Consider the following 21,865-nt stretch of genomic DNA (forward strand, 5'->3'; position numbering starts at 1 on the left):
ATGCTATTGCGTCATCTCGATAGATTTCGATGCGATCAACGCGGTGCAGTGCTCATCGAAATGACGCTGATCACACCGCTGATGCTGATTTTGGCGGGTGGCGTGTTCGAGTTCGGCAATCTGATTCACGAAAAACTCTTGATGGAGGCCGGACTTTCAGATGCAAGCCGCTTCGCCGCGCGCTGCAACAGCCAATTGTATACACAAGCCGGGCTTGCGGCGATCAACTGCGCCGATATCGCTGCAAACATCGCCGTGTTCGGCAATGCCGCGGGAACAGGCAGTGCACGCGTCAGCGGCTGGCAGAAATCGAATGTGACGGTGACAATCGCCGCCTCCGGTTCCTGCCATGACGCTGTGGTTGCCGGCGTCGCGCAATATCGATCAACCACCGCGCAGGTCTGTATCGTCAGGGCTGCGGGCACCTTGGCGTACAGCGAGCTCGGCATGCTATCGATCATCGGCATCGGCCCGATCACGTTGAACGGCTCTCACGAGGAGCGGCTGATCCGGTTCTGACCATGTTCAAGCGTTTTGCGGATTCGGACGACGGCGCGGCGATGGTCGAAATGACCATCGTTTCGACGCTGCTGTTTGCCCTTGTCCTCGGTTTCATCGATTTCGGTCACGCCTTCTACCAATGGAACGCTGCTACCAAGGCGGTCCAACTCGGCGCCCGGCTGGCCTCGATTTCAGACCCAATTGCGACGGCCCTTGCAACTGCGGCGCCGACGACGACACCGGGTGCGCCAGTCGTTGCCGCGGCATATGGCCCCTTCGTCTGCAGATATACTGCTGGCACAGGAGCTTGCACCAACGGCGGCACATTCAATGCCGCCAACTTCAGCCGTATCTTCCGCGGGGACACGGCAAACACCAACGATGATGCCTGTCCCCCACTCGCAGCAAATCAACGGCCGGGGATGTGCCATTTCTTTCCGCGCTTGCGCCGCGATAACGTGGTGGTCACCTACAGCGCCACTGGCTTGAGCTATCAGACCCGGCTGGGCGGACCGGTGCCAACAATCACCGTAAGTCTTCAAAACGTGACCTTTCAGTTCTTCTTTCTGCAAGGGCTGATGGGCTTTGCGAACCTCACCATGCCGTCCATGCTAAGCACGGTTACGGGCGAAGACCTGAAGAGCACATCACCATGAACGCCATCAACACGAAGGTTCTCCCAACCAAACGAAAGCAGGTCGCCCTGTTCTCGTCTGATTCGCAGTTCAAGCATGACGTGGCGACGCGGCTCGATGCGCTGGCGATTTATGACGTCCGGATTTCCGAAACGGATGATTTTCTCAAAGGCCCGACCCCCGACACGCGGCCGGGCATCGTAATCCTCGACCTTGCCATTGGCGAACTGCTTGGCAAGCCTGGCATTGTGGAGGCGCGCGCCCTGTGGGCGGCCGTGCCGCTGATTGCGGTTTCCGACGAACTGACCTCTGAACAGACGCGCATCCTGGTGCGAATGAACGCCTCGGACTGGCTGCACAAACCACTTGATGCCAAGGAGCTTCTGAACGCGGTCACCTTCCACGACACCGGCAACCAGGGCACCAAGAGCCGCATCATCACCTTTATCGGCGCTAGCGGCGGCGCCGGCGCTACGACGCTCGCTTTGTCAGCGGCGGAGTTCCTGGCCTCGAAATCCACCGAACGTGCAGCTTCGACCTGCCTCGTCGACCTCGATTTCCAAAGCGCCAATTGTGGCGCCTATCTCAACCTGTTCAACCAGTTCGACCTTGCCGGCATCATCGGCCAGCCGGAACGGCTCGATGTCGAACTGATGGATGTCATCAAGCTCTCGCGCCCGTCCGGCCTGACGCTGTACGCCTTCGAAAGGCCGCAACTGCCATTCGAGCCGCAGGGCGCGGATTTCGTGTTCCGGCTGCTGGACCTCGTCGCCTATCGCTTCGATGACATCGTCATCGACCTGCCCAACATCGAAACTCCCTGGCAGAATCCTGTGCTTTCCACGAGCGACGCGATCTTCATCGTGTTCGAGCTCAACGTCGCCTCGCTGCGACAGGGCAAGCGGCTCTACAAGAAGATCCGCGATTTGCGCGGCAATTCGGTGAACATCACGCTGGTCGCCAACAAGCACAAGAGCAAATGGTTCGGCAATCACTTTTCGCGCGGCGAACTCGAAAAGATATTCAAGGTACCGCACATCAAATCGGTTGCCTTGGACAATGCGCTGCTGACCGATGCGCTGAACCGAGCCATCATGCCTTCCGAAGTGGACGGGCGGGCACGCTTCAACAAGGATCTGAAGCGGATGTTCAAAGAGCGGCTCGATGACACTGCCCGGTAGATATCGCTTCGTTCCAACGCTTGCGGGCGCCTGCATCATGGGCCTGGCATTGGCGGCATCGTCCTGGGACTGCGCCCATGCCCGATCCGGGCTATCGGACCAGCCGCCGCTGCCAGCCATGGGCCCCAGCCTGCGCAAGTTCGTTTTTTTCCAAACCGCGGAACAGCCGGGCACGATCATTATCCGCAAGCAGGAGAAGGCGCTCTATCTTGTGACCCGAGAGGGTGAGGCGCTGCGCTATCAAATCAGCGTCGGGCGTGACGGATTTGGCTGGACCGGCACCGTGGAAGTGGGGGCGAAGACCGAATGGCCGGAATGGCGCCCACCGAGAGAAATGCGCGCACGCCAGCCGGAGCTGCCGGAGATGGTGCCGGCCGGTCCCTACAATCCGCTCGGCGCACGGGCGCTCTACTTATCCCGAGACGGGCACGACACGCTTTATCGCATACACGGCACCAACGACCCTTCAGGCGTTGGCTTCGACGGCACATCGGGATGCTTTCGTCTTACCAACACCGATGTGATCGATCTTTTCAGGCGCGTCTCGGTCGGTGCAAAGGTGGTGGTCCAATGACGATGATTAGCGACCCGGACATGCCGGCGATCGACATTGGGCCGGCGACCCAAGCTATAGAGCAAGTTGTCGCTGGGAAACCGAGCAATGCCAGGATGATCGGGGTTGTTGCTGCAGGCACCTTGCTGATCACAGCCGCAAATTTAATAGCCGCGGTCTATCTCTTCCGCGGCATCAACGACCTGCGCTCTGTCGAAGGGAGGCTGGAACAGCTCGGATCGTTCGAGCAACGGATTGCGGCCCGGCTCGACATGGTCAATAACGGCTTTCAAAGCCGGTTCGAAAAACTGGACAATCAACTGCAGGGTAGCTTCAGCCAGATCAACGGCAGCATTGCTCGGATAGAACAGAACTTGCCGCTGGTCAACGACGACGTTTCTACCGTGGCGGAGCCTTTTGTTGAGACGACCAGCGCCACGGCGGAGCCGGTCAGCGATCTCGATGGTGAAGAAGCGACCGAACGCAGTATCGTCGAAGCACCACGCCCGCCCAAAAGGAAGATCGCAGCAGCGGTGCCCCCTGCCCCAAGCTCCTCCTACCGGCGCATAGAGCAGCCTGACGGCAAGGTCTATTACCGCAAGATCGATTAGAAGCGGGGTAAGGGGGCGTGGAGAATGCTTGCCAGAGAAGATCGTCCGCCGCTTTGCGCGTCGGCGTCCATATTCGTTCTGGGAGCGCTTTTCGTCGTTTTTGTCGGGTGGACGACGGTGCCTTCGTCCAGCCTGGTGCTCGTGGCTGACATCGTGCCAACCCACGAAACCTTGCTGATCGAAGTGTGGGTCTCGCTACGCGATGTCGTCTATTCGTCCCGACCACCGCGAGGCGCTGACAAAGGTCACCGCTTACGACCTCTCGATCTCCGGCGGCATCGAAGGCAAGGTCTCTAGCATGATCGCCGACAGTTTGGTCGATCAGAAAAACGGGGGAGCCTTTTACCAGGTTCGTGTCGCGGCGGACACGCTCGCGAGGGATGGCGAGACTTATTCAACCATCCCGGGCATAATGTGCTCAGTAGACATCAAGACGCAAGGCGATTCTGAGTTACCTTTTAAAGCCGATCAACAAGGCGCGTCAGGAGACCATGAGTGAGCGCTAGCGCCACCTCTCCTCCCATCAATCGTGATCGGCTGCTTCTAACGATCACAAAAGAGGATTTCGGGCTGGAATTCCGGGTCGTCGCGCGTGGCGGCATACGCCGCGGCATTCGTCTGGAAAAGGCTTTCTGGATATCTCTGAAGCAGATGGCTGAAAGTAGGAAATGCACAATCGGCATGCTGATCGAGGAGATCGCCGACAGCCCGACCAAGACTGGTAACCTGACATCGGCGATTCGGGTGGCTTGCATACACGGGCTGGCGGATGAAAACATGGCCCTGCGGAAGCTTGCATCGATCAGGACGATCAATGCCATATTGCTTGCCTGCCCCTCGCCCGCTTTTGCCTTGGCGTCATCGAAGAAGATCCTGACTTTCAATGCTTCGTTCCAGCAATTCGTCAAGCGTCAGTTGCCGATCGGACCAAACAATGATGCACGACTAGATCTCAAGCTGGCGCTGGATCTCCCTGTCGCCGACATTTTTGCCCAACTCGACGCCAACGGCGAAGTACCGATCGCCAGCGGCTTTGTAATCGGGGCTGGCGAACGCCGGTACCGAGGTCAATTGAATGTAGTACGGGCGCCCGTACCCGAACCGGAATTGCTGATGGCGTTCGTCAACAGCTAGAACTGCGGCCTCCGGTGAGCGAGGCTCAATCCGGGCTGAAGATCCTTCGTGTCATTTAGCGCGAATAGGAACTGTCTGCGAGACTTCGATTAGGCCCGACCGCTATTGCCAGCCGACGGCCCGCGCCGTTTGGCGGGAGCGGCACCATCACCAATCAACCGGATTCATTACAATGAAGGGCGACAATCTCGAAGAGAGAGGGCAAGACGACGTATTGGCGCCAGAGAAGGCTTGGCGAGCAGAAAAACGGGATTGGATCCGAACTGGGCTGATCGCCGCGCAAATCCGCGCGGAAAAGCTGCGGCAAGGTCCAAGAAGAAATTTCGCAGGATCGAACACATGTGTTGGCTGGAAAATAGAAAGCTTATCCGCTCCGCGAAAGTCATTGCCGAGGCTGAGCATGCCGAACGTAGCGAAAAGACAGCAAGATTGAGATCGCTTCGGATGGCAGCTCAGAGTGACCTGAAGGTTCCGTTCCTTGAGGAACTCGATTGCTCTCTACTTATCGCCGCACTGACTCAAGGCGAATTATCGGCTAAACTTCCCGACGGATCGCATTGGCGGGGCCGAGCAAGGGCAACAGGCAAAAACCAGTATTCCTCCGCGCCCGCCAATTCGGACTAACGAGTGTTCTCTCGCCTGATATCGAATTCAGAAGGCGATCTCGAGACCCAGCTTGCCGCTGACAGTTGACTGTCTTGAGACCACTTGCCGCGAATCTCACTGCTGAGCGTTGATCGATTCATTTTCAGGTTGAAGCCAGACGGAGTGCCACTGAGAAGTCTGCGTCTTCAAACTCACACTCTCCCTTCCGTCAACGCATGCCGTGTTGGAATAGCCGAAGCCGAAAGGCGGTAGCGCTCCTCAAACCCACTATCTCATCTCGGGTAGCAGGTGTGGCGATGTAGCCCTCGTCACAGGGCTAACCCTAGTGTTTGCACTGGCCAGGGGCCGCTTTTGATGCCACGCTGCGGAGCGCCGGCGGTCCGAGCACACACCGCCGATCCCTGCGACCCAGAGCATCGCTTCACGAAATTTCCCTAAGGGCAGTCAGACATTGTTCCGATCAGTGTTGAACGAGATAGGTTTCGATCCTGCCGACACCTGCCAGTTCTAGATTACAGCGCGGTTCGAGCTTCCAGGAGGTGCGCAGGGCCTGCTTGGTTGCCTCCGAGATTTGCATGCGGTCGGCCACGCCCTGGGACTCGAGCCGGCTTGCAATATTCACGGTCTCGCCCCAGAGGTCGTAGACGAACCGATGCCGGCCGATCAGGCCCGCGATCACCGGTCCCGTGTGCACGCCAATGCGGATCCGAAAACTATCGTTACCCCAAGCTAAGGGCTTCAACGCGTCCAGCATGGATTTCCCGAGTGCCACGATCCTGTCGGCATGGTCAGCTGCCGGTTCGGGAACACCGCTCGCAGCCATATAGGCGTCTCCGATGGTCTTGATTTTCTCGACGGAATGCTTCTCCGCCAAGACGTCGAACGTGCCGAATAGCCTGTCGAGGCGCTTGATCAGGTCCGACGGCGGCAACCTTGCCGCTATGCTCGAGAAACCGACAATATCGGCAAAAAGAATGGTCACTTCATCGAACCGGTCGGCAATGAACTCTTCGCCCCGATGCAGCCGTGCCACGATCTGACCGGGCAGGATCGCATGAAGAAGCGAGTCAGCCCGCCCCTTCTCCACCTCGATCTGCTGAAGATACTGGTGCTCGCGGTCAAGCCAACGCTTCTTCTCCAAACTCGAGTTGATCCGGGCGCGCAGCAGGACTGGATTGAAAGGTTTAGGCAAGTAGTCGTCGGCCCCCGCCTCGATGCAGCGGACCACTGCATCCACTTCGTCCAACCCCGATATCATGATGACAGGGATATGCCGCCATCGGCGCTCCGCTTTCAATCGTGAGAGCACCTCGATGCCGTTCATGTCCGGCATCAGGAGGTCCAGCAGAACCAGGTCGAACTCGTGTTCCGCAAGGTGAGCCAGCGCTGACAGACCGGACTCGGCAGTGACTACCTGATGACCGTCACGTTGCAAGCGGCGGGAGAGGAGACCGCGGTTACTGCTGATGTCGTCGACGACAAGTATGCGGCCACAGCCGGAGCTTACGGGGTGCTCCGTCTTGATCAGTGCCCGTTCGAGTCCTGCCGCATCGATCTCAGCCTGATCCGTGGTCCGCGGTTCCTCGCTGTCGGGTGCGCGCGAGAGGCCGGCGATTGCATCGACATGCGCCAACAACTCGGCCGCCGCGGCGAGCATCACCGTGACATCCTCTTCCAGCGCGTATTCGTGCAATTCTTCGGCTTCTTCACGAATCATTTCGGAATAGCCGATGATCGCGTTGAGCGGCGTTCGCAAGTCGTGGCGCAGTTTCGCCTCGATCTCGACCCCTGCCCGGTTCTGATTGTCGGCTTTTCCATGGATCAAGCTGTCGATCAGGCCATTCAATTCGCAAGCAGCGGCGCTGACCTTCTCCAGATCCGGTGTCATGTGGATCAGACCGAGGTCCTGCACCTGTTCGGTCAGCAACTGCTGAAATCCTGAGATTGCCCGCGCCGGTCCGGCGAGCTGCTGTGCCAGATGGACGGCGATCGCATGGCGTTGGAACTTGTTTTTGGCAGTCATGTTTTCAAACCATCGGCCTGGGCCTCATCGATTCCCGGCGAGCAATTGTTCAATTTTCTGGACAAGTCGCGACAGGTCCACCGGCTTGCTATCGTAGTCATCGCAGCCGGCCTCGAGCGCCATTTCGCGATCGCTGGCCATCGCGTGCGCAGAAAGCGCAATGATCGGGATCCCGGAGGTGGCCGGATCAGCCTTGATCCGCCTGGTCGCCTCCCACCCGTCCATGACCGGCAAGCTCATATCCATGAGGATGAGATCCGGCCTTTCCGAAAGGGTGAGTTCCACGCCCGACTGTCCGTTTTCCGCAATTAGGACTTCGAACCCACGCCGCGACAACCGCCGCGAGAGCATGTCCCGGTTCAATTCGTTGTCTTCTACGAGAAGGATCCTCGTCATCCTCGGCTTCCTTCAGCCATGGGGGGCGGTTCCGCGATCGGCAATGCTGGCACCTGTCGATCCAAGCGGGAATATCTGGCGCTCGAGGGCCTCGACCAACTGAGACCGACTGTTTGCGCCCTTGGTCACAACCGCGACCGCCCTGTCGCGAAGCCATTTGAGCTCATCGGCCGACAAATCCTTGGAAGTCAGGACGACGACCGGAATGTTCTGCAGCTCGGGCACCTGCTGCATCTCGTTCAAGGTCTCGAATCCGTCCATTTCGGGCATCAGCAGATCAAGCAGGACCAGACGCGGCAACAACCGCTTCATCAGCTTGAGGCCGCGCAGGCCATCGCTTGCCTCGTGAACCCGCCAATCCTTCTTGACCAGAATACGCCGAAGGAAATCGCGCGAGGCTTGATCGTCATCAATAACAAGCACATCGCGGTTGCCACTGCCGCAAGCCTCTATCGTTCGAACAAGCCTCCGCGTGTCGATCGGCTTCGTCAGGTATTCGACCGCACCGAGTGAGAGGCCGAGTTCGCGATCTGCGAGTATCGTCGCAAGGATTACTGGAATCTCGCAGAGCTCCTTGTCGCTTTTCAGCGAGCGCAGCACTGACCAGCCGTCCTGATGCGGCATGATAATGTCGAGAACGATTGCGACGGGGCGATGCGCTCGCGCAGCGGCTATTCCTTCCTCGCCGCTTGCTGCTTCGATCGACACCAGTCCCGCCTCTGCCAAGGCCCTGGCGATGAGGGTTCGGGCGGCAGGTTCGTCATCGATGATCAGAACCGCCTTGTCCGACGGCCGCGACGACAGCGGTTCGGCGGATCGCTGCTCGCTAGGTTCCTCGTTGCACTCGGCTGGAATCTCCATTGTGAAGGTCGAGCCTTTTCCGAGCTCGCTCTTGACCGTTACAACGCCTCCGATCATTCGGCAGAAACTCCGGGTTATGCTAAGGCCCAATCCCGTTCCGCCATAGTTGCGAGTGGTGGACGCGTCTGCTTGCGTAAAAGGGTCAAAGAGCCGTTCTTGCTGCTCTGGCGTCATCCCGATCCCGGTGTCCGACACTATGAATATTAGCCAGTCGCGATCCGATCTCCTGTTGCGTCGAACCGCCAGCGTTACACGGCCCACTTCGGTGAACTTGGCCGCGTTACTGAGTAGATTGAAGAGGTTATGACGCAACTTCGTCTGGTCCGAATGCATTTTCCCAAGGTCGCCCGCGAGGTCCAGCACGAAACTGTTTCTGTTTTTCGCCATCAGTGGCGCGACTGTGGCCTGGACATCGCGCAACAAGTCGGCGACGTCGAAAGTCTCGAGGAAATTTTCCATCTTATTTGCCTCGATCTTCGACAGATCGAGGATGTCGTTGATGAGCGCGAGGAGATGGCGACCGGCCCCTGCGATCTTTTCCACATCTGGGACGAACTCGTTCATTTGCTCGTCACTCGCCTCTTCGATCAGCATCTCGCTGTAGCCAATGATCGCGTTCAATGGAGTGCGTAGCTCGTGGCTCATGGACGCGAGGAAGCTGCTCTTGGCCTCATTTGCCGCTTCAGCATGGCTCTTGGCCCGCTCGAGTTCGACCTCTCTCTGCTTCAGTTCCGTGATGTCGGTGTAAACGGCGACGGTCCCGCCGTCAGGGGTCTTTCGTTTGCTGACGCGGACCCAGCGTTCTCCGAAGCGACCCTCGTGGACGAAGCCTGCCGGATCCTTCTGGATGCGCAGCCTCTCCGCAATCCATTCCTCCGGCGACGCGCCCTCAAGGTCGACGTGCCCGCTCGCCAAGCGTCCTTTCAGAATATCCTGAAGGCTTTGCCCAGGAAGAGTAGCTCGCTCATTGCCGGGAAAGATTTCGCAGTATTTGCTGTTGGCAAGAAGGACCTTGTCCTCCGAATCGAACAGGACAAATCCGTCAGAAATCGCCTCGAGTGCCGCTGCGATCGTCCGTCTTTGCCGCTCCGCCTCATCTTCCAGTCTTTGCTTTTCAATTGCGCTCGCCCGGAAAAGCCGAAGCGTCCGCGCCATCGCGCCGAGCTCGTCGCCTCCCTCTGCCTGTATTTCGACGTCATAGCGTCCTTCCGTCAGATTTCCGATCACCCGGTTCAAGCGCCGCAACGGGCCGACGATCGAGCGAAGAACAAGGATGGTGAGAAGCGACCCGATCATCACCACGATGGCCACCAGCACGGCAGCGGTCGTCGCCGTTTTCTGGGTTTCCGTTACGACCTCGTTGCGAGCGGCTTCTGCCTCGGCGCTCGCTCGTTCGACGAGTTTGTTTAGCGCGGCATCCACATTTGCGCTGTGGGTGCGCGCCTCGGCGAGGAGAGTGTTGCCGATGATGCGGTTGTCTTGAGTATAGCTGTCTGCCGCTCGTAACGCCGTTTTGACATAGGAATCGATCTCAACGCGGATTTCCCTGACCGCATCCGGTGATGATTTCGAAAGGCGGTCCAGATGTGTCAGCAGTCGGTCGCGCGCCTGCTCGGCATTGCGCTGGGAATTCATCAACAAGCTAACCGACAAATCAGTCAGCCAGTAGCGCAATTCGCCGAATGTTACGTGGGCCGCAGCCGCAGTGGATGCGACATCGAAGAATGCCTTGGTCTCCGCGGTTCGATCTGCACTGCGATAAAGTGCCTGCGTGAGAAAGATGGACGATACGATGAGGCTGATAAGGCCGGCCGCTGTCAGCGCAGCTATGCGGGCCGAAATCGGTAGATTGGCGAAGCTACGCGCAAGTGGCCTCGCCGGCGCCGATACGGCCTCCACTTGGTGCGGTGATTGTTCCAAAGCGCTCATTTGAACAAGACGATGCTGATCGCGCCTCCCAGATCGCCCGCTTTGCCGCCCTCCTTAGGATATCCTGTCACGTCGATCTCGCCCTTCGGCTCGCCGTGACAGGAAAGACACGAGCCGGTATAGTATTCGGGCAGCAGCATTCGAAATGCCGGGCGTCCATCCGCCTCTGTGACGTCCGTGTAGGCTCCCTTCGCTCTCTGCGGATCCACCAAGACCTTTTCGATGATCTGTGCTTCCCAGGCGTCCGGAAGCGATTTGCGGTTGCGCACGAGTTGCTCTGGCGCAGTCACGCGCACCCGAGCTTCGTTGCCGGCCTTGGCGCTGAACTTGTCATTCATCAGACGCGCAAACACGGCCGGCACGAAGCCCTTGAATGCGATTCCCGCGCGGTTGATGTTATCTTGCTGTTCGTCCACCACCTCTCGCATCGCCTCAATCTGGACCTCAAGCAGACGCCGGTCGCGCTCGGTCAATTCGCCGGAAAGCGGGTCGTTGCCGGTGTGTTTTGAGTATTCGGCGATGGCCTCTCTCGTAATGCGCTCACCGTCGAGGTGCTTGTCGCCAAGAGCAGGATCATTGATGAGCGTCTGGTAGTTCGAGATGATACGTCGCCCCGCACGGAGCAATTCCGCGAGTCGCGTTCCCGTCGCGACATCCTCGGTAACTCCCGCTCCGATGGCAGACGACACGACGAGCGCGCAGCCGACAAGAACAGCGGCAATGAAAGTCCGCGTCAACGTTGACATGCCGGACATTTCCGTTTCCCTTCCAGGAAGGCCACTAGCAGCATAGCACGATAAAAGCCGGGGAGGCAGCGACAAACTTCGAAGCTCAGGGAAGGAGGGAACGAAATTCGCCATCTGTTCCGAAGCGTCCCTGGCGTGTAACCCATCTCCGCCGAACGTCCCTTACACCCCATTGCCACCCCATTGCCAACCCACAGCCTCGACCAACTGGATGACGGCTTCGGGTGATGGCCGTGAATTGGTCCGGAGCAAGCGAGCTTCCGCTTAGGTCGGAACCGGCATTTCGCTCAGGGTAAAGCCACCAGGACAGCTTCAGGCAGAGCCATCACCTTCAGCGCCGCTTCGCGTCGTGCTGCTGGCTGGAGACGCCGCTCGTTGACGGGCACGGCCGGCCTTCGCCTTACGGCTGCGCCAGCCGCGATCCGAACCGACGAACGCTTCCAGCATGTGCGGAATCAGGGCAGCGGTGTCCACGGGTTCATAGAGCCGGCTGTGCTCGGCCGCATACTGGTCGAGTTCCTCCTTGAGGGGCTCCGGCAGGATGATCGTCATGCGGACGACACCAACCTTCGGCAGCCGACCGAGCCTCAGATCAGGCATTGTTCACCTCCTGCTTGTGAGACAAGGACATGTTGACTGTTCAGATAATCAACATAGGCAACGACGTCGCGATGAACGGCGGCAGGCAGTTCGACGGTGATCTTGACCGGACGGTCATCGGGAATGGCGGAAAGTTTCAGCTTGGTCATGATGAATCCTTTGACGTGCCGTAAGGCACAAGAAGAAGGTCGCGATTGACAATCACGCGAACCGGGAAACCGGGCCGCACGGTGAGCGTAGGCTGGACATTGAGCTGATTGCGCACGAGCTGCTGGCCAATATCGGAGGCCGAATCCTGCGTGCTTTCGCGGATGGCCTTGGCGATTTCGCTTTCGTCGTCGCTGGACCCAAGCGATGTCCCAATGCCCAGTAATGTTGAGAGTGCTGCGGCCCGGAACATCTGGCCCCAATGACGGTCGACCTCGTCCTCCAGCCCGGAAAATCCTTCAGCGTCTGCGCCCTGCTGGCGCTCCAGGACGATCGAGGTGCCGTCAGGCATGATCAGCCGGTTCCAGACCAGCAGCACGCGCGACTGGCCGAAGGCGACGTGGCTGTCGTACTGGCCGATCAGCCTCGCACCCTGCGGGATCAGGAGATGGGATCCTGTCGGGCTGTCATAGACATTTTCCGTGACCTGAGCGGTGATCTCGCCGGGCAGGTCGGAGCGGATGCCGGTGATAAGGGCAGCTGGAATGACGCTGCCGGCTTGCACCACATAGGGCGAGGCCTTCGCGGCGAGCCGATCGGGGCTGACTGTGCGACGGTCTGGCTCGGCATTGACGAAGGCCAGCTTGCGATCCTGCACGTTTTGCTCGGCGCCAGGATCGATCGGTGGCGGCCCTAGCGGCGGAATCAGACCAGATTGGGTGTCCGGTTCTATGACTCTGCCGCCAGGATCCTTTCGTGTGGGACCAGGTCTCGTGTTCGTATCGGTGAAGAGCTTCGCCACGCGTGCGGCCTCGATCTCGGCCAGTCGGCGCTGCTCCTCCGGATCGGCGCGCGGTCCACTGACGTTGGACGCCCCAATCGGCTGGCCGCGCTCCTGCGCGCGCAAGATCGGCCGGCCCAAATCGCCAGGCAGCGCGGGGCCGAGTTGCGGAACACCTGCATAGTCCTTCGGCAGCTTCTGTAGCCCGTCGGCCGTTGAGCGGTTTTCGGTGGTGAAGAGCTCAGGCGGCTGTTCGGTTCCGCGCTGTCTGGTGTCGAGCGCCCAAATCAACGTGCCGAGGATCGCAGCGCTGGCAACTCCACCGACGCCTATCAGCACCTTGCGCGACAGTCGCGTGACCCTGGCCGGTTCGGGCCGAAGGCGCAGTTCCGCTCGAATGTCCTGGTTGGGTGCATTTGCAGGGTCGCTCATCGGAACAGCCTCGTGCTGGGCGAGGTTCGTTTGCCGTCCGTGCGCACGATGCGGACGCGCTTTTCGCTTGTTTTGTCGCCGAGCCTCAATTCAGCGGCGGCAAACAGCCGATCAACGACGTAGTAGTTCTGGCGAGCACGGTAGTTGACCAGCTCCGAGCCGCCCGACGGGCCGATGACAAATAGCGGCGGCATTTCACCTTGCCATATGCCCGACGGGAACTCGATGTAGACTTTTGCACCGTCATCGAAGGCGCGAAGCGGCCGCCAGGGCGCCATGTCGCCCTCGATGCGATAGCGAAAATTCAGTTTCTGGATGTCGACGCCGGACGCGACCGGCTGTGCGGCGGAAGCCTGCGCGTTCTGGCGCCGCAGCGCAATCAGCTGGTCCTGCGGGTACTGCCAGGAGACCGAAGCCATGTAGGTCTTTTCGGTCGAGCGCAGCTCGAGATGATAGGTGCGGCGGTCGCTGTTGATGACGAGATTGGTCTGCAGATCCGGCCGTGTCGGCTTCACAAGAATATGGACCTGCTGGCGCTCCCCTGCCCCACTTTGCGTATCGCCGATGATCCAGCGCACCGTGTCGCCGGCGGCCACAGGCCCGGAGCCGACAAGCTGCTCGCCCGGCTGCAAGGCGATGTCGGTGACCTGGCCGGGCGCGGCATAAATCTGGTAGAGCGCGCCCTCACTCCACGGATAGAGCTGGATGGCATTGACGAACCCGTCGCGAACCGGCTGCATCCTCGCTGCCTCGTTCGCCTGGCTGATACGCTGCTTCGGATCGGGCGGCTCCGGCTCCACCTTCGTAGCGTCGACTGGTTTCAACTGACCAGGCAGCGGAAGCGGTTTCGGCACTTCCACCACTTTGACCGGACCAGGCGGCTCGACCCTGCGCACCGCAGGCACCGCATCGTCGTAGGCGATTTCCGGCGGAATGTATTTCTTCGATGCACAGCCGGCGAGCGCCGTTGCCGACAGCAGTGCCAGGGCAAGCCTACGTGCCTCGGGCGCATTGTGCGTGACCGGTTTCGCCGACGTTCTTGTTGGTGCTGCACGCATCATGAAAACTCCTTCGACCAGCTGATGGCGTTGACATTGACGCCAAGCGGATTGGCTTTGAGCCGGTCAGCGTCGCGGGGTTGCTGAATCACGATTGTGAGGATTGCGGTCCAACGCTCGGTGCCGGCCAGGTTGCCATTCTCATAACGGCGCTCGACCCAGGCGACGCGAAACGAATCGGGGGTAGCACGGATGACGCTGGAAACCTCGATGGCGATCTGGAGTTTGCCCAATTTGGCAAAAGGGTCGTTCAACCGGGCGTAATCATTGAGGGAAATGGCGCCGCGGTCTGTGGTGTAGTCGTAGGCTCGCAGCCAGTTTTGGCGGACGATGACCGGGTCGGCCGGAATGCTTCTGACCTGTTCGATGAAGCGGGCCAGATGCCAGGCGACCTGCGGATCGGTCGGCCGATAGTCGGCAACGGCCGGCGCGACAACCTGCGCTTCACCGAACTTGTCGACCTCCACCACCCAGGGAACCACTGAGCCGCGCGTTGACTGCCACACCAATGCGGATGCAAAACCGCCGGCCAGGACGAGAGAGCCGAAGGCCATCAGCCGCCAGTTTCTCGCCTGGACGCGAGCCGAGCCGATGCGCTCGTCCCAAATCTGGGCTGCACGCTGATATGGCGTCTCGGGGTGGGGCGTTTTTGCGTAGCGAACGAAAGGGCGTCTAAGGGGGGTCATCGGCGGTCGTCCTGATCGAGGGAAACATTCATCGAGCCGCCCCCATCTTCACTCGAGTGAACTGAATGCGCGGCGACGCTGGCGCCATGGCTCATGACCTGGCTACGCTTCATTCGTTTTGCCCATGCGGGCGGGGCGTCGGAACTGGTTTCGGAGGTCGACCAGTCACCCGAGGAAGCCGTTCCCGACGATCGCTCTCCACTCGTCGCACTCCAAGCTGCAAAGCGGCCGGCCTCATAGCTGTCGGACAGCGCCGACGCCGCGCGCGACATGGCCTGCTTCACCGGTCGAACGGCAGCGCTGGCACCGGCCCTGGCGACACCCGCCACGCCGGCGGCGACCGAGCCTGCACCACCTCTTCCAGATGTCGCTGCGCCAAGTTCCCAGGCGGCCGAAGTGCTGCCGGCCAGATGCGCGCCGCGGCGTGCGGCTGCTGCCGACATACGCGCACTGCCATTGAGTGCGCCTGCCGCGCCGCTCAATCCGGCGCGAGCACCCATAGCGCCAGCCACGCCAAGGCCACCAGCGACGAGGCTCGTGCCAACAGCGGCACCTGCGCCCAGTTGCGGGGCACCGGAGACCAGCCCCGTCGCAATGCCGGGACCGAAGATCGACAGTCCCATCAGCGACAGAGCGCCCAGGACAAGCGACAGCGCATCCGTGATTGTGGGCTGTTCGGCGCCGAAGCCTTGGGTGAACTCGCCGAACAGGCCCGAGCCGATGCCGACGATGACGGCAAGGACCAGTATCTTCACGCCGGAGGCAACGATGTTGCCGAGCACTTTTTCGGCAAGGAAGGCGGTCCGGTTGAACAGCGCAAAGGGTATCAGCACAAACCCGGCAAGCGTCGTCAGCTTGAATTCGACCAGCGTGACGAAGATCTGGACGGCCAGAAGAAAGAACGCAATCAGTACGATCGCCCAGGCGATCATCAGCACTACGATCTGGACGAAATTCTCGAAGAACGATACGTAGCCCATCAGCTGGCTGGCGGCCTCGAGGATCGGATTGCCGGCATCGATGCCGACTTGCGCCACGCGGCCCGGCTGCAGCAATGCCGAGCCTGAAAGTGCCGAGCCTCCAGCCTTCAGGCCGAGCCCGGAAAAGCTCTCGAAGACGATCCCGGCAAGACGGTTGAAGTTGCCGATGATGAAGGCAAAGAAGCCGATATAGAGCGTCTTCTTCACCAGTCGGTGCAGCACGTCTTCATCAGCACCCCATGCCCAGAACAGGCCGGCCAGTGTGATGTCGATCACAATCAGGGTCGAAGTGAGAAACGCAACTTCCCCACCGAGCAGACCAAAGCCGGAATCGATGTAGCGAGTGAAAGTCTCGAGGAAGCGGTCGATGACGCCGGTGTCGTTCATGGCGCCACCGTTTCGGGATAGGGCCGGTCTTCCGCGAAAGGCGGCGTTGGCTGTTGGAGCGGCGGCAGCCGGGTCGGGTCCTTTTCGATCGACGGAGCCACGTTTGGCATGATCGGGCGGGATGGCCGCAGGAAGCGTCGGCGGCCTTCCGCCCAGGCTTTCCTGCAGGCGTCGTCATCGATCGCCGCCATGCCGATGTCCCGGCATCGGGCAAGCTCGACACTTGCCGGCTCACCGCCCGGATATGCGGAGCGCGGGGAGGACGCGTCCTGCGAGCCGCCGCCGCGCAGCGCCATGGAGGCGGCGGTCATGGCGGCGCCAAGGGCAAGAACGGCTGTTATCCGGGCGGCGATCTTGAGATTCATGCGGTCTTCGCCTCAGTCGTGGAACATTTTTACGGATGACGCGCTGTAGCTGCTGCCCGTCATGAAACGGCTGAACTGTTCCCGCGCCTGCTCCTGTGCGGCCGCCCGCCTCGCCTGCTCAAGGGCTTCGGCTCGTCCTTGTGCCGCCAGCATCGCGGTGAGGTCGGCAACTTGCTTGGCCTGCACGGCAAGAAGCTGGTTGCCGGCCTGCGTCGCCTGAAGCACGCCGACCGCGGACTGGCTGGCACCAACCAGCGCACTCGTCTGCTCTTGTGTCGCGGCGCTGTTGTCGACCGCGACAGCGCCCGCCTTCAGCGAATGCTCAAAGGCCGACACCGAGGTCTGCCAGCGTTGACGCGCGCCCTCGACAAGCTGCTGGCTGGAGAGTTCCGAACCGAAATTCTCGTAAGCGGAGGTAAACTGGCTCTCGATCTCCTGGACGCTATAGGCCAGCTTGTCGGCCTCGCCGAGCAGGCTCTTCATCTCGGAAAAATTGGCCTCGATCTGGCCAAGCAGCGAGGTTGGCAGGGAGGTGAGATTCTTCGCCTGGTTGATCAGCATCTGCGCTTCGTTCTGAAGCGAGCTGATCTGGTTGTTGATCTGCTCCAGCGCACGCGATGCCGAAAGCAGGTTCTCGGCGTAGTTCTTTGGGTCGAACACGATCAGTGCCGATGCCGGTGCCGATGACAGCGCCGTCGCGACGACGATTGCGCCGGCTGCCGCCATGCGACGGATACGGCGGCCTGCAAGAACGGAATTCATGAGGGAAGCTCCTTTGTGGATTGGTCGATCACGCCAGTGAGATTGGGAATGAGGTCTGCCGCCCAGGAGAGACCACGGTTCGTAAGCCAGGCCTCGAGGAAATGGTCTCGCCCCGCCTCGGCGATTATCCGGTCGATCGCGGCCTGGTCCGATTTGGACGATGCGGCGCAGAGCGCCAGCGCGATCGGACCAAGCCCCAGCTCGAACAGGCGGTTGCCGCGGCGGCTTTGACAGTAATAGTCGCGCTTCGGTGTCGCTCGGGCGACGATCTCGATCTGGCGATCGTTGAGACCAAAGCGTCGGTAGATCTCTGTGATCTGTGGCTCGACGGCGCGCTCGTTCGGCAAGAACAGCCGCGTCGGGCAGCTTTCGACGATTGCCGGTGCGATTGGCGATCCGTCGATGTCCGAAAGCGACTGGGTGGCGAAGACCACGCTGGCGTTCTTCTTCCTCAGCGTCTTCAGCCATTCGCGCAACTGGTCAGCGAAACCGCCGTCGTCGAGCGCGAGCCAGCCCTCGTCGATGAGCAGCAGTGTCGGCCGGCCGTCCATCCTCTGCTCGATGCGGTGGAACAGATAGGCGAGCACGGCGGGCGCTGCACCTGTGCCGATCAGGCCTTCGGTTTCGAACGCCTGGACCGAAGCCTCGCCCAGCCGCTCGTGCTCGGCATCGAGCAGGCCGCCATAAGGGCCACCGATGCAATAGGGAAGGAGCGCCTGCTTCAGCGGCGAAGATTGCAGCAATACGGACAGGCCAGTCAGCGTCCGTTCGTGGACGGGCGCAGAGGCCAGCGACGTCAACGCCGACCACAGATGTTCCTTTATCTGCGGCGTGATGGACACGCCTTCGCGCAGAAGGATGTCGACAATCCAGTCGGCCGCCCAGGCTCGCTCTGGCGTATGATGAATATGGGCGAGCGGCTGTAGCGAAACGGTATGAACGTCGTCCGACAGATCGGCCAAAGTAAGCAAGGGCAACGGATCGTCAGCCCCCTGCCCAGTTCCGGCATTTCTTCCGAGATCATGCCAATCGCCATGCATGGCGAGCATGGCCGCGCGGATTGAGCCGCCGAAGTCGAAGGCAAAAACCTGGCTGTGCTCGTAACGTCGGAACTGCAGCGCGATCATCGCCAACAGGACCGACTTGCCGGCACCGGTCGGGCCGATGACGAGGGTGTGGCCGACATCGCCGACGTGAAGGCTGAACCGGAACGGTGTGGCGCCTTCCGTTCTGGCGAAGAACAGCGGCGGGGCGCCAAAATGCTCGTCCTCAGTCGGTCCAGCCCAGACTGCCGAAAGTGGAATCATGTGGGCGAGGTTCAGAGTCGAGATCGGCGGCTGGCGGACATTGGCGTAGACGTGGCCGGGGATGCTGCCGAGCCAAGCCTCGACCGCGTTGACGCTTTCGGCGATGCAAGTGAAATCCCTGCCCTGAATGACCTTTTCGATCAGGCGCAGCTTTTCGTCGGCAATTGACGGATCAGCATCCCAGACCGTCACGGAGGCGGTGACATAGGCTTCGCCGATCTGATCTGAACCGAGATCCTGCAGGGCCGCGTCCGCATCGGCCGCCTTGTTGGCGGCGTCCGTATCAACGAGGACTGACGCCTCGTTGGTCATCACCTCCTTCAAAATTGCGGCGATCGATTTGCGTTTGGCGAACCACTGGCGACGGATCTTCGTCACCAGCTTCGTCGCGTCGGTCTTGTCGAGCATGATCGCCCGCGTGGACCAGCGGTAGGGGAAGGCAAGCCGATTAAGGTCGTCGAGAATCCCCGGGAAGGTCATGGTCGGAAACCCGGTGATAGTGAGTGTGCGCAGATGCGCATCGCCAAGCCTCGGCTCTAACCCGCCGGCTAACGGCTGATCGACAAGCAAGCCATCGAGATGCATCGGCGTTTCCGGCACGCGAACGCGATGCCGCTTGGTCGAAATTGTTGAGTGCAGGTAACTCAGCGTCTCGCCATCATCGAGCCAGTCAGCTTCGGGAACGAAGCCTTCGATGAGGTGGAGCATGCGGTGCGTGCGATCGACATAACTCTTCAGGAGCTCCCAAGGATCGACGCCGGTCTTTTGCCGGCCTTCGTAGAGCAAGCTCTCCATTCGCGACGCTTCCTCGGCCGGAGGCAGCCACACGAAAGTAAGAAAGTAGCTGCTCTCAAACAGCACGCCGGACTCTTCGAACTGTTCGCGCCGCTCGATGTCGAGAAGTGTGGATGCGCAATCCGGGAAGCGGCTGTCGGGGTAGCCGCTGGCAGGATTGCGCTGCGCTTCGACAAAGATCGCCCAGCCGGAGCCGAGCCGGCGCAGCGCGCCATTGAGGCGCGCGGTCGTGCCGACCAGCTCCGCCGGCGTGGCGGAGTCCAGGTCCGGCCCGCGAAAACGCGCCGTTCTTTGAAAACTGCCGTCCTTGTTGAGCACCACGCCCGGCGCCACCAGGGCGGCCCAAGGCAGATAGTCGACGAGGCTGGCGCTCTTGTTTCGATATTCCGCGAGGTTCATCACGGCGAAAAACCTCAATAGCCGAAATGCGAGGGATAGCGCAGGTGCCGGCGAACCACGTCGACGAACTGCGCATCGCGCTTTGCCGCCCAGACGGCGGCGAGATGCCCGACCGCCCAGATGACGAGCCCCGCGATCCACAGACGAAGACCCAACCCGACCGCGCCTGCCAGCGTGCCGTTGGCGATAGCGACCGCGCGCGGCGCGCCGCCGAGCAGGATCGGTTCAGTAAGCGCGCGATGCACCGGCGCGAAAAAGCCACGGACTTCCTCCTCCATCAGATCAGCGCCCCGCCGCCGAAGGAGAAAAAGGACAGGAAGAACGAACTTGCCGCGAAAGCGATCGACAGCCCGAAGACGATCTGAATCAGCCGGCGAAATCCGCCCGATGTGTCGCCGAAAGCGAGCGACAAGCCAGTGACGATGATGATGATCACCGCCACGATCTTGGCGACTGGCCCCTCGATCGATTCGAGAATTTGCTGAAGCGGCTCCTCCCAGGGCATGGAGGAACCGGCAGCATGGGCGGGCGCAATCGTCATGATCGCGGCGGTCGTCGCATACGACAGCTCCACGGCAAGTTTGCGGATAGCCGATGAATTGAAGCGGATCGGGGTCATTCTGAAGCTCCAAAGGGCGAGTGGTGATTCACGGTCATTGTGGTCTCGAGATTTGCTTCCAGGGTGCGGTAGTCACCGGTGGCCGCATCGAGCCCGTCGACAAAGGCGATTTCGACGAGCCGGCGCGCGGAGCCGCGGCCGGCGAGGACGGCGACGAGGTCTATGGTTTCGGCTATCAGCGCGCGCGGGACCGTGACGACGGCCTCCTGTACGAGCTGTTCCAGTCGCTGCAGTGCGCCAATGGCAGAATTGGCGTGAATGGTGCCGATGCCGCCGGGATGGCCGGTGCCCCAGGCCTTCAGCAAATCGAGCGCTTCGGCGCCTCGTACCTCGCCTATCGGGATGCGGTCGGGCCGAAGCCGCAATGATGACTTCACCAGATCGGACAGCGAGGCGACACCATCCTTTGTGCGCAGCGCTACAAGATTGGGCGCAGCGCACTGCAACTCGCGTGTGTCCTCGATCAGCACGACGCGCTCGGCGGTTTTAGCCACCTCCGCCAAAAGCGCGTTGACCAGCGTGGTCTTGCCCGTCGATGTACCGCCGGCCACCAGCACGTTCTTGCGTGTCTCCACGGCAAGCTGCAGGACGTCAGCCTGGCCTTCGGTCATGATGCCGGCAGCGACATAGTCTTGAAGCGTAAACACCGCGACTGCCGGCTTGCGGATGGCGAAAGTTGGTGCCGTGACGACAGGCGGCAAAAGGCCCTCGAACCGTTCACCGGTCCCGGGCAGTTCAGCCGAAACGCGCGGCGAGCCCGAATGCACCTCCGCACCGACATGGTGCGCGACCAGCCTGACGATCCGTTCGCCGTCTGCCGCGATCAGTGTTTCATTGCTTGCAGCGAGTCCTTCGCTGAGACGGTCAACCCACAGGCGACCGTCGGGATTGAGCATCACCTCGACAATGGCTGGATCGTCAAGGAAGCCTGCGACCGCCGGGCCGAGGGCGGTGCGCAGCATGCGCGCGCCGCGCGATACCGCTCCCTTACTGGCATGATAGTTGGTCGCCATGCGGGTCCCCGTTTCTCGCCACGAACTGGTTCTTGCCGCGGTCGGGGATCATTAGAAAAGGCAGGAGCGCCGGCCTTGCAACAAGCAAAACCGGCGATCGTGGCATGACCTGCAGAGACTTGCGAAATGCGGTGCCGCGACCGCGACAGCTCAGCAACCCGGTGCCCGACTGGCCATCGCCGCTCCAGCAGAACAGGCGGCTATATTCAAGAGGTGGCATCGCGACGGAGGATCAGCGCCTCGTTAGGTGCGTCTGACAGGATGAAGGGACTGCTTTCACGCTCTATGGACCGCTGCCGGAACGCTCTTTACCGCGGCCCCTGTAGAGTTCCTCGCCGGCCGTCGTCGGATTGGAGTC

Annotated in this window: 23 protein-coding genes and 1 pseudogene; 8 read left to right on the forward strand and 16 right to left on the reverse strand. The window is 60.8% G+C overall.

Annotated elements, in window-relative coordinates:
- From NKH67_RS19855 to NKH67_RS19890, 8 genes are all read left to right on the forward strand, one after another.
- On the forward strand, window positions 1-519 hold the full coding sequence (locus NKH67_RS19855; protein WP_353031742.1) for a TadE/TadG family type IV pilus assembly protein: 519 nt from the start codon (window positions 1-3) through the stop codon (window positions 517-519).
- 2 nt (window positions 520-521) lie between these two features.
- Entirely contained in the window at window positions 522-1,157 is a 636-nt protein-coding gene (locus NKH67_RS19860; protein WP_352473002.1) for a TadE/TadG family type IV pilus assembly protein, read from the forward strand.
- Window positions 1,154-2,317: a CpaE/TadZ family protein gene (locus NKH67_RS19865; protein ID WP_353031674.1), complete on the forward strand. Its 1,164-nt coding sequence runs from the start codon at window positions 1,154-1,156 to the stop codon at window positions 2,315-2,317. The genes NKH67_RS19860 and NKH67_RS19865 overlap by 4 nt, the downstream gene beginning before the upstream one ends.
- Complete coding sequence (locus tag NKH67_RS19870) at window positions 2,301-2,891, forward strand: L,D-transpeptidase (protein WP_352473004.1); 591 nt, start codon at window positions 2,301-2,303, stop codon at window positions 2,889-2,891. The genes NKH67_RS19865 and NKH67_RS19870 overlap by 17 nt, the downstream gene beginning before the upstream one ends.
- Window positions 2,888-3,481: a hypothetical protein gene (locus tag NKH67_RS19875; RefSeq protein ID WP_353031676.1), complete on the forward strand. Its 594-nt coding sequence runs from the start codon at window positions 2,888-2,890 to the stop codon at window positions 3,479-3,481. The genes NKH67_RS19870 and NKH67_RS19875 overlap by 4 nt, the downstream gene beginning before the upstream one ends.
- A 202-nt stretch (window positions 3,482-3,683) precedes the next feature.
- A complete protein-coding gene (locus NKH67_RS19880; RefSeq protein ID WP_353031678.1) occupies window positions 3,684-3,980 on the forward strand; it encodes a beta-barrel domain-containing protein in 297 nt (98 codons plus the stop codon).
- On the forward strand, window positions 3,977-4,615 hold the full coding sequence (locus NKH67_RS19885; RefSeq protein WP_352542689.1) for a ribbon-helix-helix domain-containing protein: 639 nt from the start codon (window positions 3,977-3,979) through the stop codon (window positions 4,613-4,615). The genes NKH67_RS19880 and NKH67_RS19885 overlap by 4 nt, the downstream gene beginning before the upstream one ends.
- Before the next feature lie 231 nt (window positions 4,616-4,846).
- Entirely contained in the window at window positions 4,847-5,239 is a 393-nt protein-coding gene (locus tag NKH67_RS19890; RefSeq protein ID WP_352473010.1) for a hypothetical protein, read from the forward strand.
- 442 nt (window positions 5,240-5,681) lie between these two features.
- Here NKH67_RS19890 and NKH67_RS19895 read toward each other — a convergent pair whose 3' ends face one another.
- The 16 genes and pseudogenes from NKH67_RS19895 to trbB all read right to left on the reverse strand — a co-directional run bounded on the left by NKH67_RS19895 (window position 5,682) and on the right by trbB (window position 21,507).
- Complete coding sequence (locus NKH67_RS19895) at window positions 5,682-7,244, reverse strand: adenylate/guanylate cyclase domain-containing protein (RefSeq protein WP_353031680.1); 1,563 nt, start codon at window positions 7,242-7,244, stop codon at window positions 5,682-5,684.
- 24 nt (window positions 7,245-7,268) lie between these two features.
- Window positions 7,269-7,640 (reverse strand): response regulator, encoded by a 372-nt coding sequence (locus NKH67_RS19900; protein ID WP_352502866.1) that lies wholly within the window; start codon window positions 7,638-7,640, stop codon window positions 7,269-7,271.
- Between the two features lie 12 nt (window positions 7,641-7,652).
- Window positions 7,653-10,430, reverse strand: coding sequence for an ATP-binding response regulator (locus NKH67_RS19905; RefSeq protein ID WP_353031682.1), 2,778 nt, complete (start codon window positions 10,428-10,430; stop codon window positions 7,653-7,655).
- Window positions 10,427-11,185 (reverse strand): Tll0287-like domain-containing protein, encoded by a 759-nt coding sequence (locus tag NKH67_RS19910; protein ID WP_352771837.1) that lies wholly within the window; start codon window positions 11,183-11,185, stop codon window positions 10,427-10,429. Before NKH67_RS19910 ends, NKH67_RS19905 begins: the two co-directional genes overlap by 4 nt.
- Before the next feature lie 303 nt (window positions 11,186-11,488).
- Window positions 11,489-11,776 carry a DUF2274 domain-containing protein gene (locus tag NKH67_RS19915; protein ID WP_352502869.1) on the reverse strand — a complete coding sequence of 96 codons (288 nt, stop codon included), beginning with the start codon at window positions 11,774-11,776 and terminating at the stop codon, window positions 11,489-11,491.
- Between the two features lie 41 nt (window positions 11,777-11,817).
- Window positions 11,818-11,925 (reverse strand): annotated as a pseudogene (locus NKH67_RS19920) (DUF2274 domain-containing protein); the annotation flags it as partial.
- Window positions 11,922-13,136 (reverse strand): TraB/TrbI/VirB10 family type IV secretion system protein, encoded by a 1,215-nt coding sequence (locus NKH67_RS19925; RefSeq protein WP_353031684.1) that lies wholly within the window; start codon window positions 13,134-13,136, stop codon window positions 11,922-11,924. The pseudogene NKH67_RS19920 and the gene NKH67_RS19925, both read right to left, overlap by 4 nt.
- Window positions 13,133-14,197, reverse strand: a complete 1,065-nt coding sequence (trbG, locus tag NKH67_RS19930; protein WP_502893776.1) for a P-type conjugative transfer protein TrbG — start codon at window positions 14,195-14,197, stop codon at window positions 13,133-13,135. The genes NKH67_RS19925 and trbG overlap by 4 nt, the downstream gene beginning before the upstream one ends.
- Window positions 14,194-14,880, reverse strand: coding sequence for a conjugal transfer protein TrbF (gene trbF / locus NKH67_RS19935; protein WP_353031686.1), 687 nt, complete (start codon window positions 14,878-14,880; stop codon window positions 14,194-14,196). Before trbF ends, trbG begins: the two co-directional genes overlap by 4 nt.
- Complete coding sequence (trbL, locus tag NKH67_RS19940; protein ID WP_353031688.1) at window positions 14,877-16,247, reverse strand: P-type conjugative transfer protein TrbL; 1,371 nt, start codon at window positions 16,245-16,247, stop codon at window positions 14,877-14,879. Before trbL ends, trbF begins: the two co-directional genes overlap by 4 nt.
- Window positions 16,244-16,612, reverse strand: coding sequence for a putative entry exclusion protein TrbK-alt (trbK-alt, locus tag NKH67_RS19945; protein WP_353031690.1), 369 nt, complete (start codon window positions 16,610-16,612; stop codon window positions 16,244-16,246). The genes trbL and trbK-alt overlap by 4 nt, the downstream gene beginning before the upstream one ends.
- A gap of 12 nt (window positions 16,613-16,624) precedes the next feature.
- Window positions 16,625-17,374 (reverse strand): P-type conjugative transfer protein TrbJ, encoded by a 750-nt coding sequence (trbJ, locus tag NKH67_RS19950; RefSeq protein ID WP_502893777.1) that lies wholly within the window; start codon window positions 17,372-17,374, stop codon window positions 16,625-16,627.
- Window positions 17,371-19,878 (reverse strand): conjugal transfer protein TrbE, encoded by a 2,508-nt coding sequence (gene trbE / locus NKH67_RS19955; protein ID WP_353031692.1) that lies wholly within the window; start codon window positions 19,876-19,878, stop codon window positions 17,371-17,373. Before trbE ends, trbJ begins: the two co-directional genes overlap by 4 nt.
- A gap of 11 nt (window positions 19,879-19,889) precedes the next feature.
- A complete protein-coding gene (locus NKH67_RS19960; RefSeq protein ID WP_352772995.1) occupies window positions 19,890-20,153 on the reverse strand; it encodes a VirB3 family type IV secretion system protein in 264 nt (87 codons plus the stop codon).
- Window positions 20,153-20,416 (reverse strand): TrbC/VirB2 family type IV secretion system protein, encoded by a 264-nt coding sequence (locus tag NKH67_RS19965; RefSeq protein ID WP_352474837.1) that lies wholly within the window; start codon window positions 20,414-20,416, stop codon window positions 20,153-20,155. The genes NKH67_RS19960 and NKH67_RS19965 overlap by 1 nt, the downstream gene beginning before the upstream one ends.
- A gap of 74 nt (window positions 20,417-20,490) precedes the next feature.
- The gene (trbB, locus tag NKH67_RS19970; RefSeq protein WP_352685421.1) at window positions 20,491-21,507 is read right to left on the reverse strand and encodes a P-type conjugative transfer ATPase TrbB; all 1,017 of its coding nucleotides are present in this window, start codon (window positions 21,505-21,507) and stop codon (window positions 20,491-20,493) included.
- Window positions 21,508-21,865: the final 358 nt, after the last annotated feature.

The sequence above is a fragment of the Mesorhizobium sp. M0968 genome (genome assembly GCF_040319065.1).
Lineage (GTDB): Bacteria > Pseudomonadota > Alphaproteobacteria > Rhizobiales > Rhizobiaceae > Mesorhizobium.

Excerpts from the sequence above, each read along its gene's own strand:
- NKH67_RS19915 (WP_352502869.1), bottom strand. The coding sequence starts at position 11,776 with ATGCCTGATCTGAGGCTCGGTCGGCTGCCGAAGGTTGGTGTCGTCCGC.
- trbG (WP_502893776.1), bottom strand. The coding sequence starts at position 14,197 with ATGATGCGTGCAGCACCAACAAGAACGTCGGCGAAACCGGTCACGCAC.
- NKH67_RS19960 (WP_352772995.1), bottom strand. The coding sequence starts at position 20,153 with ATGGAGGAGGAAGTCCGTGGCTTTTTCGCGCCGGTGCATCGCGCGCTT.
- NKH67_RS19860 (WP_352473002.1), top strand. The coding sequence starts at position 522 with ATGTTCAAGCGTTTTGCGGATTCGGACGACGGCGCGGCGATGGTCGAA.
- NKH67_RS19875 (WP_353031676.1), top strand. The coding sequence starts at position 2,888 with ATGACGATGATTAGCGACCCGGACATGCCGGCGATCGACATTGGGCCG.
- NKH67_RS19900 (WP_352502866.1), bottom strand. The coding sequence starts at position 7,640 with ATGACGAGGATCCTTCTCGTAGAAGACAACGAATTGAACCGGGACATG.
- NKH67_RS19870 (WP_352473004.1), top strand. The coding sequence starts at position 2,301 with ATGACACTGCCCGGTAGATATCGCTTCGTTCCAACGCTTGCGGGCGCC.
- NKH67_RS19865 (WP_353031674.1), top strand. The coding sequence starts at position 1,154 with ATGAACGCCATCAACACGAAGGTTCTCCCAACCAAACGAAAGCAGGTC.
- NKH67_RS19895 (WP_353031680.1), bottom strand. The coding sequence starts at position 7,244 with ATGACTGCCAAAAACAAGTTCCAACGCCATGCGATCGCCGTCCATCTG.
- trbK-alt (WP_353031690.1), bottom strand. The coding sequence starts at position 16,612 with ATGAATCTCAAGATCGCCGCCCGGATAACAGCCGTTCTTGCCCTTGGC.
- trbL (WP_353031688.1), bottom strand. The coding sequence starts at position 16,247 with ATGAACGACACCGGCGTCATCGACCGCTTCCTCGAGACTTTCACTCGC.
- NKH67_RS19905 (WP_353031682.1), bottom strand. The coding sequence starts at position 10,430 with ATGAGCGCTTTGGAACAATCACCGCACCAAGTGGAGGCCGTATCGGCG.
- NKH67_RS19965 (WP_352474837.1), bottom strand. The coding sequence starts at position 20,416 with ATGACGATTGCGCCCGCCCATGCTGCCGGTTCCTCCATGCCCTGGGAG.
- trbF (WP_353031686.1), bottom strand. The coding sequence starts at position 14,880 with ATGACCCCCCTTAGACGCCCTTTCGTTCGCTACGCAAAAACGCCCCAC.
- NKH67_RS19855 (WP_353031742.1), top strand. The coding sequence starts at position 1 with ATGCTATTGCGTCATCTCGATAGATTTCGATGCGATCAACGCGGTGCA.
- trbJ (WP_502893777.1), bottom strand. The coding sequence starts at position 17,374 with ATGAATTCCGTTCTTGCAGGCCGCCGTATCCGTCGCATGGCGGCAGCC.
- trbB (WP_352685421.1), bottom strand. The coding sequence starts at position 21,507 with ATGGCGACCAACTATCATGCCAGTAAGGGAGCGGTATCGCGCGGCGCG.
- NKH67_RS19880 (WP_353031678.1), top strand. The coding sequence starts at position 3,684 with ATGTCGTCTATTCGTCCCGACCACCGCGAGGCGCTGACAAAGGTCACC.
- NKH67_RS19925 (WP_353031684.1), bottom strand. The coding sequence starts at position 13,136 with ATGAGCGACCCTGCAAATGCACCCAACCAGGACATTCGAGCGGAACTG.
- NKH67_RS19910 (WP_352771837.1), bottom strand. The coding sequence starts at position 11,185 with ATGTCCGGCATGTCAACGTTGACGCGGACTTTCATTGCCGCTGTTCTT.